Raw genomic sequence first — 14,815 nt, forward strand, 5'->3', positions numbered from 1 at the left:
GCGGCTGTTCATCGCATTTCCCTCAGGGAACCCCTTGGAGCGCCAAGGGGTTCCTGTTTTGTAAAACATCGTTCACCGGTGGCGCCGGCCAGGGGAAGGGGTGTAAATCGTTGCGCTAAGAGATCGTTTCGCAAGAGAAGAATATAAACAGTATCAAGGTGGAAATCGAGGAGAAACCCTTCCAAGCCAAGATGGAAGAAGCCCTGGAGGAGATGAGGGCCAAGGCGAACATCAAGGGATTCAGGAAAGGACACGTTCCGCGGAAGGTTCTCCAGATGTACCTGGGGACCAAGGCGATAATGGCGGAAACGCTCGAGAAAATGATCCCCGACGTGATCGAAAACATCGTGAAGGAGTACGAACTGGATCTTATTTCGGAACCCTCGGTCGATGTCGACGACGTCAAGGCCGGTGAGCCTCTGGTGATGACTTTTGTTTTCGAGACCATGCCCGAGGTTATACTGCCTGAACTCGACAGCCTGGAGGTGATCCGGAAGAACGTCGCGGTCACGCCGGGCATGGTCGACGAGGCCATATCAACCTTGCGCGACAGCGCAGCGGAAAGGGAACCCGTCACCGACAGGCCCTCCAGGGAGGGCGACCTCCTCGAGGTCGTGTACGACATGGCTCTTTTTGAGGATTCACCCGGGGAGGCTTCCGAGAAAAGCGACAGTCAGAAATCAATGGTGGAGTTAAGTCGGGAGGCCCTCCCCGAAGAGCTTTTTTCGGCGCTTTTGGAGAAGACCCCCGGCGACAAGGTAGAGGTCGACGTCAAGATACCCCCCAGGGATGGTTCCGATGAAAGGATATTGCATTACGAAATAGATGTCCTATCGGTGGCCCAAAAGAAATTGCCCGAGTTGAACGGGGCCTTCTATGAAAAAGTCGTCGGCCAATCGGACCTCGATGATGAGGGTTTTCGCGCGAAAATTCGAGAGAAGCTACAGGAAAATATCCTGGCGGAAAGCCTGCAAAAGGCTGAAAGGGATGCCCTCGACCTGCTGGCCGAGAAGTCTCACGTGGATGTACCCGACAGCCTGGTGGAGAGGCAAAAAGCCAGAATCCTCCAGGACCTGTACGAAAACGTAAAGAAAAGAACGGGTAAGACCTTCGAGGAATATATCGCCGAAGAGGGTCTTCAAAGGGACAAGTTCGAGGCGGAAGCCGTCGAGGGAGCCGGGGAGATCGTCCGGCGGTCCCTGGTCATGGATGCCCTGGCCGAAAGGGAGATGATCCACGTGGAAAAGGATGATCTCGACACCGAGTTCGACGAAATGGCCCGTTCTTTCAATGTCGACAGGGACGAAATCAAGGAGTTCTTTTCGAAGCGCTCCGATGATCTCGGTGACCTGGTCCACCGGGTCAGGATGAGGAAAACGGCCAAAAGACTGATGGAAAAAGTGATCGTCAGGGAAGAGACTGGAGAGAGTCCTCTCGACAGGACGGAAGAGCTGAAATCCGAAAAGGAGGGATCCTGATGTTGATTCCGATGGTCATAGAACAGACCGGCAGGGGCGAGCGAGCCTATGATATTTACAGCCGCCTCCTGAAGGACAGAATTGTATTCATCGGGGAAACCATCGACGATCACCTTTCAAACCTGGTGGTCGCCCAACTCCTGTTCCTGGAGAGCGATAACCCCGACAAGGACGTCAATGTTTATATCAACAGCCCCGGAGGGATCATCACTTCAGGCCTGGCAATCTACGATACGATGCAGTACATCAAGTGCCCCGTCTCGACCATATGCGTGGGACAGGCGGCAAGTATGGCGGCCGTGCTGCTTGCCGGCGGCGACACGGGTAAGAGGATCGCACTCCCGAGTTCGAGAATAATGCTTCATCAACCCCTGGGTGGAGCCCAGGGCCAGGCGATAGATATACAGATCCACGCCAGGGAGATCATGAGGCTCAAGGAAAGGATCCACGAGATACTTGTAAAGCATACCGGCAGGACGGAGAAGGAGATCGAGGCCGATACGGACCGTGATTTTTACATGTCTGCCGAAGAAGCCCTTAATTACGGTATAATTGATAAAGTCATCGCCGAAAGGTGAGCGGCTCCAATTAATATAAAAGAAGTCCGAAATGGAAGGGAGCCCTCCCGAGGCGCTCCCTTTTATGTTCCAAACCGTCCCTTTTGCAGTAACATAGTTGACGAAAGATAGGGAAAGAAAGTGCTAGTGGCGATGAGCAAGGAGGGATACAGGTGTCCCAGAGCGGTAGAAATGGTGTCAAAGGCGCGAGAAGGGAAGCCAAGTGCTCCTTCTGCGGGAAAAGGCAGGAAGAGGTCCAGAAACTGATAGCGGGCCCTGGGGTCTATATCTGCAATGAATGCGTCCACCTCTGCAACCTGATAATAAAGGAGGAGGACGGGCCCTCTGTTAAGACCGCCGCGGATAAGGGACTCGAGAACCTGCCCAAACCGAAGGAGATAAAGGCGGCCCTGGACCAGTACATCATCGGCCAGGAGCAGGCAAAGAAAGTGGTTTCGGTGGCGGTTTACAATCACTATAAACGGATAGCCTGCGCTGTTGAGGACGACGGTGTGGAACTGCAAAAGAGCAATGTCCTCTTGATCGGGCCCACCGGGTCGGGCAAAACCCTTATCGCCGAGACCTTGGCGAGGACGATACGAGTTCCCTTCGCAATGGCCGACGCGACGACCCTTACCGAGGCCGGCTATGTCGGAGAGGACGTGGAGAATATACTCGTGAGGCTTCTCCAGGCCGCTGATTACGATGTGCCCGCCGCGGAGAAGGGGATCATCTATGTCGACGAGATCGACAAGATCGGCAGAAAATCCGAATCGGTCTCCATAACGAGGGACGTCTCGGGGGAAGGCGTGCAGCAGGCCCTGTTGAGAATACTCGAGGGCACCGAGGCCAACGTTCCTCCCAAGGGCGGCAGAAAGCACCCTCACCAGGAGTTCATCCAGATGAACACAGGGAACATCCTCTTCATATGCGGGGGGGCCTTCGAGGGGCTGGAGACCATCATTTCCAGGAGGATCAACAGGAAGATAATTGGCTTCGGCGGCCAGGTCGCCCGGAGCGACAAGAAGGACCGTTACAGGATATTGAAGGAGGTCCAGCCCGATGACCTGATGACCTTCGGGTTCATCCCCGAATTCGTGGGAAGGATACCCGTTGCCGCGGCCCTGGAGGGACTGGACGAGGACGCGATGATCAGGATCCTGACGGAGCCGAAGAACGCTCTGGTCAAGCAATACCAGAAGGCCTTCAGGATAGAGAAGGTAGAACTGGAATTCACCACCGAGGCCCTCAGGGCCATTGCGAGAAAAGCCTGTGAGCGCAATACCGGCGCCAGGGCCCTGAGGACCATCATGGAGTCGACCATGCTTGACCTGATGTATGATCTCCCTTCACGAACGGACGGTCTCTCCAGGGTAGTGGTCACCCAGGAAATGATCGATGGAAAGGGTCTTCCGATCTTCGATTTCGCCAAGGACGGGGAGGTTGCCTAATTGTCCTACTCTGGAGGAGATCCCGAAAGAAAGGTGCCGCTGCTTCCCGTAAGGGATCTTGTTCTTTTCCCGGGCGTGATCGTGCCGCTCTTCGTGGGCAGACCCCGATCACTCAAGGCCCTCGAAGAGGCCATGCTCCACGAAAAGACCGTCCTCGTGGTAGCCCAGAAGGATATGAATGTGGAGGACCCTGAACCGGAGGATCTTTTCGAAGTCGGCACCATCACGACAGTCCTGCAGATGCTGAGGCTTCCCGACGGGACGACGAAGGTGCTGGTCGAGGGAGTTTCGAGGGCCTCTATCCTTGAGGTGGAGTTGGAACGGGATACCTTTTTTGCGAAAGCCGAGGTCCTCGAGATTCCCCAGTTGAAAAGGGGACCCGAAGTAGAAGCCTTGAAAAGAACCCTCCTGGCGCAGTTTGACAAGTACGTGACCCTCCACCCCAAGATCCCTCTCGAGGTGCTGATGTCGGTGACAGCCGTGGAGGATCCAGGCCAGGTTTCGGACCTGGTGGCATCCCACCTCACGGTCCGCATACAGGAAAGGCAGCAACTCCTGGAGACATGGGATGTGCCGAAGCGCCTCGAGATCATGATCAGAATCCTCCTGAGGGAGACCGAACTCCTCGAGATGGAACGTTCTATCCACGACAGGGTCAGGCAGGAACTTGAAAAAGGGCAGAAAGAATATTACCTCAGGGAACAACTGAAGGTCATCCAGGATGAACTGGGCCAGGGGGATGAGTTCTCGGAGATTGACAATCTCCGGGAAGAGATCCACCGATCGAAGATGTCCGATGAGGTCAGGAAAAAGGCTCTTCATGAACTGGACCGCCTGACCAAGATGCCCTCCATGTCTGCCGAGGCCACGGTGGTGAGGACCTACCTAGACTGGATCACGAACCTTCCCTGGGGGAAGAGGACCCGGGAGAGGATGGACATTACCCTCGCCGAAAATGTCCTTAACGAGGACCATTACGCCCTTGAAGAGGCAAAGGAGAGGATCCTGGAGTACCTTGCCGTGAGGAAGCACGCCAAGGGCAGGCTGAAAGGGCAGGTCCTCTGCTTCGCCGGCCCGCCGGGCGTAGGGAAGACATCCTTGGGGCGTTCCATAGCCAGGGCGACGGGAAGAAAGTTCGTGAACATGTCCCTGGGTGGGATAAGGGACGAGGCGGAGATCCGCGGCCACAGGAGGACCTATATCGGTGCCCTGCCAGGAAGGATAATCCAGAAACTCCGGCAGGCCGGGACGTGCAATCCCGTGATGCTCCTGGACGAGATCGACAAAATCGGCCAGGATTTTCGCGGCGACCCTGCGGCGGCGCTGCTGGAGGTGCTCGACCCGGAGCAGAACGACAACTTCACCGACCATTTTCTCGAAGTCCCCTTCGATCTGGGGAATGTCCTTTTCATTACGACGGCCAATACGACCCATACTGTCCCCAGGGCGTTACTGGACCGTATGGAGGTCATTCGACTCCCGGGTTACGTGACCGAGGAGAAACTACAGATCGCAAAAAAACACCTCATTCCCAAGGTCCTCTACGAGCACGGCCTCAAGGAGGGGCAGATAAGGTTCACTCCGGCCTCGATCAAGAGAATCGTATCTGAATATACGAGGGAGGCCGGGGTCAGGGAATTGGAGCGACAGATCTCCAAGGTGGCCAGGAAGATCACGCGCAGGATCGTGGAATCGGAAGAAATGAGCGGCCGCGCCAAAAAGAAAACCTTCACCGTGGCGCCCTCGGATCTGCTGCCCCTGCTCGGCGTCCCTCGCCATACCGGTGGAGTGCACCTTCCCGTGTCGGATCAGATCGGTGCCTCGGTGGGCCTGGCATGGACCGAGACAGGCGGAGACATCCTCGTCATTGAAAGCGTCCGGATCCCGGGGAAGGGAGACATTGTCCTCACCGGGAACCTGGGGGAGATAATGCAGGAATCCGGGCAGACGGCCCTTGGTTACCTCAAGGCCCACGGCGAGGAATTGGGCATATCTTCGATAAATTGGGACAAGACCGATATCCACGTCCATGTTCCCGAGGGGGCCATACCAAAGGATGGACCCTCCGCCGGGATCACGCTGGCCGTGTCGATCTACTCCGCCCTCTCCGGGAAGCCGGTCCGGAACGATATCGCGATGACCGGGGAGGTTACGTTGAGGGGCGATGTCCTGCCCGTGGGCGGGATAAGGGAGAAGGTGCTGGCGGCCAAAAGGTACGGCTTCAAGACCGTTTTACTGCCTGAAGGCAACCGCCTGGAGGCGGGGGAGATGCCCCGCTGGGTCCTGCGAGGGCTGGAATTGGTCTTTGTCAACGACCTGGAAGAGGTTTTTCGCCGTTCCATGACCAGAGAGAAGGACGATGACAAGCATTAATAGAAAAAAGTGGGAGGCTTCCCTGACGGCGACCTGCTTCAATGTGCGCCAGTTTCCACCCTCCCGGGGCCTGGAGGTCGCTTTAGCGGGCAGGTCCAACGTGGGGAAATCCACCTTCATCAACGGGTTGATACAGAAACCCCTGGCCCGGGTCAGTTCGACACCGGGAAAGACCCGCAGCGCGAATTTCTTCAAGGTAAACGCCGGGAAGGGTTTTACCCTGGTAGACCTGCCCGGGTTCGGCTTTGCCAGCAGGAGCCGCTCGGAGCGGGCGGCCTGGGCAAAACTCATCGAAGAGTTCATGATCCACAGGGATAACCTCGTTCTCCTCGTTCACCTTGTTGATTTCAGGCATGGTTTGCTCGAAAATGACAGGATATTCCAGGAGTGGGCGACGGGTCACGGGATACCCGTCCAGGTGGTCTTCACCAAGATCGACAAAATATCCAGGGGGAGATGGGCTTCACTCCTGAAGCAATATTCGGCTCCCCCGACATCATCAGTGGTCGAACCCTTCCTGGTTTCCATGGAAAAGGATTGGGGCGCCGAGAAGTTCGTCCTTTTCCTGGAGTCCTACCTGGAAGACATCGAAGCGTCCAGGCCGCAAGGGCAACGCCGCGGCAGAGAAGGATCCGCTTTTTTAAAATGACGCCCGTACGGCCAAGGAGGCATCATCATGGCATCGACCAAGGAAAGGCTCGGCAAATCCTATGACCCCGCGCCCATTGAGGGCAAATGGTACCGGGTCTGGAACGAAAAGGGACTGTTCAAAGGTATAGCCAATAGCGAAAAGCCCCATTTCAGCGTGGTCATACCGCCCCCGAACGTGACGGGTTCCCTCCACATGGGGCATGCCCTCAACAATACCCTCCAGGATATCTCATGCCGTTTCATGAGGATGGCGGGTTTCAACGTGCTGTGGCTTCCCGGGACGGACCATGCCGGCATAGCAACCCAGAACGTGGTCGAGAAATCCCTGGCTTCCCAGGGCGTATCGAGGCATGATCTCGGTCGAGAAAAGTTCGTTGAAAAGGTCTGGGATTGGAAGAGGGAATACGGCGACAGGATCATAAACCAGTTGAAGCGGCTTGGAGCCTCCTGCGATTGGGACCGGGAACGCTTCACGATGGACGAGGGGTTATCGAGGGCCGTCCGGGCCGTCTTCGTGAGACTTTACAGGGAAGGCCTCATCTACAAGGGGAGTTATATCGTGAACTGGTGTCCCCGGTGTCTCACGGCCCTGTCGGACCTCGAGGTCGAGCACGGGGATGAAAGAGGTTCCCTGTTTTACGTGCGATACCCCTTTGATGACGGAAGCGGATTTGTTACCGTCGCGACGACGCGGCCCGAAACGATCCTCGGCGACGTGGCGGTGGCGGTGCATCCTCGCGATGAAAGACACAGGGCGCTCGCTGGCAAAAAGGTGATCGTCCCGGTTATCGACAGGGTCGTGCCCATCATCGAGGATGTAATGGTCGACCCGGGTTTCGGCACGGGCCTTGTAAAGATCACGCCGGCCCATGATCCGAATGACTTTCTCGTCGGCCAGAGACATGGTCTTGAAACCATCCAGGTCATCGACGAAAAGGGCTGCATGAGCAGGGAAGCGGGGGCACTCTTCGAGGGCCAGGAAAGGACCGCGGCCAGGAAGAAAATGGTCTCCCTGCTGAAAGAAAAGGGTCTCCTCGAGAGGATCGAGGAGCACGATCACGCGGTCGGGCACTGCTACCGGTGCGGTACGGTCATCGAACCTCACCTCTCGGAGCAATGGTTCGTAAAAATGGCGCCTCTGGCCGCTCCGGGGATAGAAGCCGTGCGGGATGGCAGGATCAAGATAATCCCGGGACAATGGGTCGGGACATATAACAACTGGATGGAAAATATCAGGGACTGGTGCATATCGAGGCAGTTGTGGTGGGGCCACAGGATACCCGCCTGGTACTGTGACGATTGCGGTCAAGTCACCGTTTCAGAAGAAGACCCTGATCGATGCGAGTGCTGCGGCAGCCCCAATATCCACCAGGATGAGGATGTTCTCGATACCTGGTTCAGCAGCGCTCTTTGGCCCTTCTCGACCTTGGGGTGGCCCGACGACACCGACGACCTGAAAACCTTTTATCCCACGAGCCTGCTCGTGACCGGGTTCGATATCCTTTTCTTCTGGGTTGCCCGGATGATAATGATGGGCCTCAAGTTCATGGGGAAGGAGCCCTTCGGCGAAACCTACATCCATGCCCTTGTCAGAGACGAGGAGGGCCAGAAGATGAGCAAGTCCAAGGGCAATGTCATCGATCCCCTGGAGATAATCGACGAGTATGGCGCCGATTCTCTCAGGATGACCCTGGCAAGCCTCACCGTGCAGGGGAGGGATATCTTCCTGAGCCCCGAAAGGATCGAGAGCAACAGGCTCTTCATGAACAAGATCTGGAACGCTAGCAAACTGGCCCTCTCCCACATCGGGGGGAGGGGGGTCCAGCCCCTTCGGGATGACGAGAGCCTAAGGATCCACGACCGGTGGATTATTCGGAGGTTAAACGAGGTCAACGACCAGGTAAAAGGCGAACTGGAGGGTTATTTCTATGGCGAGGCGGCAAGGGCCCTCTACCAGTTTGTCTGGAACGAACTCTGCGACTGGTACCTGGAAATGGCCAAACCCGCCCTGAGAGGAGAAGAGGGACTTCAAAGGCAGGCAAGCACCAGGTTCATCCTGGCCAAGGTCTTCGACGGTACGATAAGGATGCTGCATCCCTTCATACCCTTCCTCACGGAGGAGCTCTGGGACCGGTTCGACTTCGGCGGGGGTGCGCTGATTGAAGAAAAGGGATGGCCGGAACTTCTTCCTCCAGTTAAAACGCCTGCTTTCGAACCCGTAGATTCGATGGATATTTTCCAGGACCTGGTGAAATGTATCCGAAACCTGAGAGCCGAAGCGGGGCTTCACCCCCGCCAGGAAGCACGGGAGGCACGGGTGTTGCTTTCGGAAGGCACCCCAGCGGAAGTGGGGGAGGTCATCCGTTCCAACGCCGATCTTCTCAGCCTGTTGTGTCGAGTCAGGGAGGTCAGCCTCGGCGAAGACGAAAGGAGCAGGCCGACGGGGACGATAATGTCCGTGGCCGGTTTTGGAGAGGTTTTCCTTTTCGTGGACCGGAACCTCGATACCGGGGCGGAGATGGCCAGGCTCACCATGGAACTTGAAAAAGCCCGGAAGGATCTTATCCGCTCCAGGGGCAAGCTCGACGACCCCTCCTTCGTTTCACGCGCCCCCGGCCGTATCGTCGACCAGGAGAGGCAAAGGCTCTCGGAGACGGAAGAAAAGATCAAGGTAATAGAAAGAAACATGCGAAATCTAGCTGAATGAATGACGGGGCGACCATGATGAATGGGGTTTCCGTGTCGTCGGATATGGTAGAGAACCGGCTTCAGAATATGTCTTCCCCCTACATCAGGCCGGGATTATCCCGAATCGCTGCGTTACTGGCTAAAATGGGGCATCCCGAGAGGTCTTTCCCCGTCGTTCACCTGGTAGGTACCAACGGAAAGGGTTCCGTCTCGGCCATGATCGAGTCCCTATTACTGGAGGCTGGTTATTCCACGAGCCTTTACACAAGTCCCCACCTGGTGGACATAACGGAAAGATTGCGTTTTTCCGGTGTCCCCGTCGGCTCCGATGTGCTGCTTCGGGCTCTTGACAGCGTTGAGTCGGCCTTGGGTGCGCAGGACGACCCGGATTCCAGGCCAACCTACTTCGAAGTGCTTACGGCGGCTGCCTTTGCTGTTATTGCCGACGCTTCTCCGGACGTGGCCATCATCGAGGCCGGGATGGGCGGGAGGCTGGACGCCACGAACATGGTCAGTGACGTCGTCCTTACGGTCATTACCTCCATAGGGTTTGACCATAGCCAGTACCTGGGGGACACCCTGGAAGAGATTGCCCGGGAAAAGTTCAGTGTCCTGCGCCCCGGCGGCAGAAGCATTTTTTCAGGCACACCCAGGAAACTGGAGGGTTTATTCCTCAAACGTTGTGAAAGCATCGGCAACGTCGGTGAGATCCTATCTCGTTCCGTTAAAATTAGAAGTCCGAAGGTCTCCATCGGGGGCAACGCTTTTGAGATTTCTATCCGCGGAGGAGAATGCCTCCCAGTGAAGACCTCCCTGGGCGGCATTTACCAGGTGGAGAACACCGCGCTGGCCCTTCTTTCGGTTCAAAACCTTTCCGCCCGGTTCCCAAGGATCGACCTGAAAACCGCTGTCCGGGGGCTGGAAAAGACCAGGTGGAGCGGAAGACTTGAAAGAGTCCGATACCAGGACCTCGAACTGGTCCTGGATGGAGCCCATAACCCCCAGGGCGTGGATGCGCTGGCCGATACCTTTGAACTACTCGGTTCAGCCCGGGAATACGCTGTCATCTTTACGGCAATGAAGGACAAAGACCTCGAGAGTATGGTCGCCAGGATCTGCGGTTCCTTCCCCCTGGTGGCGTTTACCAGGGTGCCCGGCATGGAAAGATCCGCTGAGCCCGATTTTCTCCTGGGTATGGCCAGACCCTACGCCGAAAGATGCGAGACCCTTTCCTTCGAGGATCCCATGGATGCCCTCGCTGAGATTTCAAAGAGGCGCAAAAAGATCATTATCTGCGGAAGCCTCTACCTTGTTGGTTACATGATGAAAAGCAAGCTCTTCCTTGACGCGAAAGGAGGACAAGGGTGATAAACGCCGCGATTTGGGGATGGGAGAAGACTTCAATCGAGGGACAGGGGATGATTCGCTACCGGGTGCCTCCCCATCTAGATGACATTATGACAGTTGTCCTTTTTCTCAAGGGTCCGCTGATGGAAGAAACCGGGGGCAACCTTTCCAAGGTTTCCCAGCAACTCTTTGGAAAGGAAAAGGATATTCCCCTGGTCGCTCCATCCCAGGTACACGGCACGAGGATGGTCGAGGCCCTTCCCTCGATGTCGCTTCCAGCCCGGCCGGAAGGCGATGCGCTTTTGGTGAGAAGTACCGGTGTTTTTGGAAGCCTCAGGTTCGCCGATTGCGTCCCCGTGGTCGCCGTAAGCGATCGGCCCCGGCCCTGGATCCTCCTCGTGCACTCGGGGTTTATCGGTACCGCCAGGGGAGTGACGCGGGAAGCCCTGAAGGAAACGATGAAGGTCGTCGGTCTTACGTCCCTTGAGGATATTCACTTCTGGATCGGTCCCGGGATAGGCTCCTGCTGCTATTCAAGGGAAATGGATGATCCGAAGACCCGAGAAGGCCTGAAACGCATCCCCCGGAACTCCTGGAGGGTGGAAGAGGGCATTGCCTATTTTGACCTCTCCGATGCGATTGTTACAACTTTATATGACATGAAGGTTCCCAAAGAAAATATCACACGGATTGACCAGTGCACCTGTTGTTCTTCCGGGGGTTACTATTCCTACAGAAAAGGTGATCGACTAGGAAAATCCCTGCTTTTGGCGGGGTTCCGTGAAGGATTCCATAAAACCACTCTTTGGTGGGAGAATAAGTTTTGAAGGGGTCCAGCAAAAAAGTTCCTGTGCATTGTTGCGGGAGGTTATCGAATGGAACCGATTAGGGTCGGCGTGGTAGGAGTGGGGCACCTGGGATTTCACCATGCCAGGGTCTACACGGAACTGCTTAATACCGATGTCGTCGGAATAGTGGACACCAACCTCGAAAGGGCCGCGGCCGTCGGGGAGCTGCTGAGGGTGCCCTTCTATTCTGATATTGAAACCTTTTACCGCCAGGCCAGGCCCGATGCGGTCAGCGTCGTGGTACCCACTGTCCAGCACTTCGAATCGGCGAAACGAGCTCTTGCCAGCGGCATCCACGTGCTGATTGAAAAGCCGGTCACATCCACCGTTGAGGAAGCCGTGGAGCTTTTGCAGTTGGCTGCTGCCCAAAACCTAGTCCTCCAGGTCGGGCATATCGAACGATTCAACAGCGCGGTGCAGCATGTGAGGAACATCATCAAGGAACCCCTTTTTCTCCAGTCGAGGAGAATAGGGCCCTTCAGTTCCAGGATAAGCGACGTGGGCGTCGTGCTGGACCTGATGATCCATGACATCGATATCATCCTCTCTCTCGTTCATTCGGAGATATCGGCCATTTCGGCCATGGGCCGATCGGTAAGGTCTTCCCTAGAGGATATCGCCACCGCTCAGATCGCCTTCGAGAACGGAACGCTGGCCCAGATCCTGGTGAGCCGAGTTTCCGAAAGAAGGCTGAGGCAACTGGAGATAATGGAGCCGGAGAGGTTTGTCACGGTCAACTATGAAACCCAGGACGTATCAATCCACCGTTGCGTGCAGGAGAAGGAATGCGGGCTTGTGGAGGTCATCGAGCACCCGGTATTTCCGAAAAGAGAGCCCCTTAAACTGGAATTGCAGCACTTTGTAACCTGTGTCAGGGAGGGGAAACAGCCCCTGGTGGGCATCATGGACGGCAAAAGAGCCCTCGAAGTGGCCATATCCATCCTTAAACAGATCCAGACGCCGGTCCGGATGGCCCAAAACGCCGCAGAAGTGGTCTAGGCCACCGAGCGAACAGATCGACAAGGCCGCCGAAAGGCGGCCTTTTTTTGTCGGTGACCTCCCGGACATCCCCCTCCTTTTACTGCTACAATACAGAACCGGGGAGTGGACCATTCATCAAAAGTGGGGGTAGCGGCATGTCCTCGGTAAATATCCAGGCGCTGGTGGCGCTCTTCCTTTTCGTCCTCTGCCTTTTCCTTTCCAGGATGATAGTGAATATATCTTCGGGGAAATGGCCTGGCGGGGCACTTTGGGTCACCTACCTGAGGGTTCTGCTCGGATTTTTGTTCGCGGCAGCCATAACTCTCGGCATGTACTCCTTCGCCGGAGTCGATATCCTGAAGAGGTAACCCCTCCGTGAAGCAAATTCAACGATAGAAGGGAATGCGAAAACTTGGACAGGATCATTGGAAAAGCCCTCCAGGGGGATCCCCGGTCCATCGCGAGGCTCATAACGGCCATAGAAAGCGAGACGGACCGTTCCAGGCAGATCATGCAGAGCATATATCCCTGCACCGGCAAAGCGCATTTGATAGGTGTCACCGGGAGCCCAGGTGCGGGGAAAAGCACCTTTCTCGACAAGCTGATATCCTCCATGATGGCCGCCGGCCAAAGCGTCGGTGTCATCGCCGTCGATCCCTCGAGCCCTTTTACGGGAGGAGCTGTTCTCGGTGACAGGCTCAGAATGCAGCGCCACAGCCTGGACCCCGGGGTTTTCATCCGAAGCATGGGATCCAGGGGCTCCCTGGGCGGGTTGAGCCGGGGGACCTATGAAGCTGCGCTCATCCTCGACGCCTGCGGCAAGGATGTGGTCCTGATCGAGACCGTCGGCGTCGGGCAGTCGGAAATCGATATCGTCAAGATCGCCGATACCGTCGCGTTGCTCCTGGTTCCCGGCATGGGGGACGATATCCAGATAATGAAAGCGGGCATAATGGAGATCGCCGACGTCTTCATCGTGAACAAGGCGGACAGGGACGGCTCGGAAAGGGTCGTCCGGGAAGTCAATATCATGCTCGATCTCCAGGCAGGCAAGGAATGGCGGCCCCCGGTGATACCCACCGTCGCCGAAAGCGGTGAGGGAATCGAAAATGCCGCCGAATCACTATCGGAACACAAGCGCTACCTGGCCGGATCCGCCGAGGGCAAGCGAAGAAAACGCCGGCGTCTCCGCCTGGAGGTCGAGGAAATAGTGAAAAGAGAGATCGCCAAGGTCGCCGAAAAAGCCTGGGACGATCACATCACCGCCGGCATCCTTGAGGATCTCGATTTGCGCAGGACCGATCCCTACTCCGTGGCCGACGATCTCCTCTCAAGGGTTTTCTCTCACCAATAAAGCGTGTAAATCGTGGCCCACGTTAAGGACTTCCCGCCGATCCGCTTGCGGGTGATATCATAACAAGATGATGCCATGACAGGGGGTAAAGGGATGCGAATCGCGCTCGGCTCGGATCACGCCGGTTTCCACCTCAAGAAATGTATCGAAGGGTCACTCAAAGAATCGTCGCTTATGACGGGAGACTTCGGCGCCGAGGGATCGGAGAAACCCTGGGATTACCCCGACGTAGCCTTCGAAGTGGGAGCCAGGGTGGCCAGGAGGGAATTCGATCTTGGAATCCTGGTTTGTGGTACCGGCATCGGGATGTCCATTGCCGCCAACAAGATTCCGGGCGTCCGCGCCGCCCTTGCCTACGACGAGGAGACGGGCAGACTCGCCAGGGAACATAACGACGCGAATATATTGACCCTCGGCGGAAGGAAGACCGATTGCGAATCGGGAATCAAGATAGTCAGGGCGTGGCTCTCGGCCGAATTCCAGGGCTCAAGGCACGCCCTTCGGGTCGGGAAGATCGTGGCCTTCGAGGAAGGAAATCCGTCGACGGGAAATAAACCGGATGGTTCACCGAAGCTTGTCACCTTCGATCATCCCCTGATACAGCACAAGATCGGGGTCATCAGGGACAGGCATACCTCGGTGAAGGTCTTCCGTGAACTAGTCCAGGAAATAGCGGGGCTGATGGTCTACGAGACCACCAGGAACCTCCCCCTGGAGCGCGTTTCGGTCGAAACCCCGATTACGACCACAACGGCCTGCTCCATCTCCGGGAAGAAGATCGCCATCGTTCCTATACTGAGGGCGGGGTTGGGCATGGTCGACGGCATGCTGCGGCTCATCCCCAATGCCAAGGTGGGGCACATAGGCATATACAGGGACCCCGACACGCTGGAGCCCCACGAATATTACTGTAAATTACCCGGAGATATCCGGGAGAGGGATATCATCATCGTCGACCCGATGCTCGCCACCGGGGGTTCCGCCGTTGCCGCGATCGACCTGGTCAAGAAAAAGGGGGGAACGAAGATATCCCTTCTCAGCCTTATCGCGGCGCCCGAGGGCGTCGCAAAGGTTCACGACAGGCACC

The 14,815-nt window shown here is 56.5% G+C and carries 12 protein-coding genes; all 12 read left to right on the top strand.

The window, feature by feature from the left end; genetic code table 11:
- The first annotated feature begins 158 nt into the window (after positions 1-158).
- The gene (gene tig, locus GX108_01000; GenBank protein ID NLO55627.1) at positions 159-1,478 is read left to right on the top strand and encodes a trigger factor; all 1,320 of its coding nucleotides are present in this window, start codon (positions 159-161) and stop codon (positions 1,476-1,478) included.
- On the top strand, positions 1,478-2,056 hold the full coding sequence (gene clpP, locus GX108_01005; protein NLO55628.1) for an ATP-dependent Clp endopeptidase proteolytic subunit ClpP: 579 nt from the start codon (positions 1,478-1,480) through the stop codon (positions 2,054-2,056). Before tig ends, clpP begins: the two co-directional genes overlap by 1 nt.
- A gap of 152 nt (positions 2,057-2,208) precedes the next feature.
- Entirely contained in the window at positions 2,209-3,486 is a 1,278-nt protein-coding gene (gene clpX, locus GX108_01010; GenBank protein ID NLO55629.1) for an ATP-dependent Clp protease ATP-binding subunit ClpX, read from the top strand.
- Positions 3,487-5,859 (top strand): endopeptidase La, encoded by a 2,373-nt coding sequence (gene lon, locus GX108_01015; GenBank protein NLO55630.1) that lies wholly within the window; start codon positions 3,487-3,489, stop codon positions 5,857-5,859.
- On the top strand, positions 5,846-6,508 hold the full coding sequence (locus tag GX108_01020; protein ID NLO55631.1) for a YihA family ribosome biogenesis GTP-binding protein: 663 nt from the start codon (positions 5,846-5,848) through the stop codon (positions 6,506-6,508). The genes lon and GX108_01020 overlap by 14 nt, the downstream gene beginning before the upstream one ends.
- A 27-nt stretch (positions 6,509-6,535) precedes the next feature.
- The gene (locus GX108_01025; GenBank protein NLO55632.1) at positions 6,536-9,217 is read left to right on the top strand and encodes a valine--tRNA ligase; all 2,682 of its coding nucleotides are present in this window, start codon (positions 6,536-6,538) and stop codon (positions 9,215-9,217) included.
- A gap of 17 nt (positions 9,218-9,234) precedes the next feature.
- Positions 9,235-10,566, top strand: coding sequence for a bifunctional folylpolyglutamate synthase/dihydrofolate synthase (locus tag GX108_01030; protein NLO55633.1), 1,332 nt, complete (start codon positions 9,235-9,237; stop codon positions 10,564-10,566).
- Positions 10,563-11,372: a polyphenol oxidase family protein gene (locus tag GX108_01035; GenBank protein ID NLO55634.1), complete on the top strand. Its 810-nt coding sequence runs from the start codon at positions 10,563-10,565 to the stop codon at positions 11,370-11,372. Before GX108_01030 ends, GX108_01035 begins: the two co-directional genes overlap by 4 nt.
- Before the next feature lie 48 nt (positions 11,373-11,420).
- Positions 11,421-12,392 (top strand): Gfo/Idh/MocA family oxidoreductase, encoded by a 972-nt coding sequence (locus GX108_01040; protein NLO55635.1) that lies wholly within the window; start codon positions 11,421-11,423, stop codon positions 12,390-12,392.
- Positions 12,393-12,529: 137 nt separating this feature from the next.
- Positions 12,530-12,742 (top strand): flagellar biosynthesis protein FliR, encoded by a 213-nt coding sequence (locus GX108_01045; protein ID NLO55636.1) that lies wholly within the window; start codon positions 12,530-12,532, stop codon positions 12,740-12,742.
- Between the two features lie 44 nt (positions 12,743-12,786).
- Positions 12,787-13,728: a methylmalonyl Co-A mutase-associated GTPase MeaB gene (gene meaB / locus GX108_01050; GenBank protein NLO55637.1), complete on the top strand. Its 942-nt coding sequence runs from the start codon at positions 12,787-12,789 to the stop codon at positions 13,726-13,728.
- Between the two features lie 93 nt (positions 13,729-13,821).
- A partial coding sequence (upp, locus tag GX108_01055; GenBank protein ID NLO55638.1) for a uracil phosphoribosyltransferase occupies positions 13,822-14,815 on the top strand: 994 nt, incomplete at its 3' end.

The sequence above is a fragment of the Thermovirga sp. genome (genome assembly GCA_012523215.1).
Taxonomy (GTDB): Bacteria; Synergistota; Synergistia; order Synergistales; family Thermovirgaceae; genus 58-81.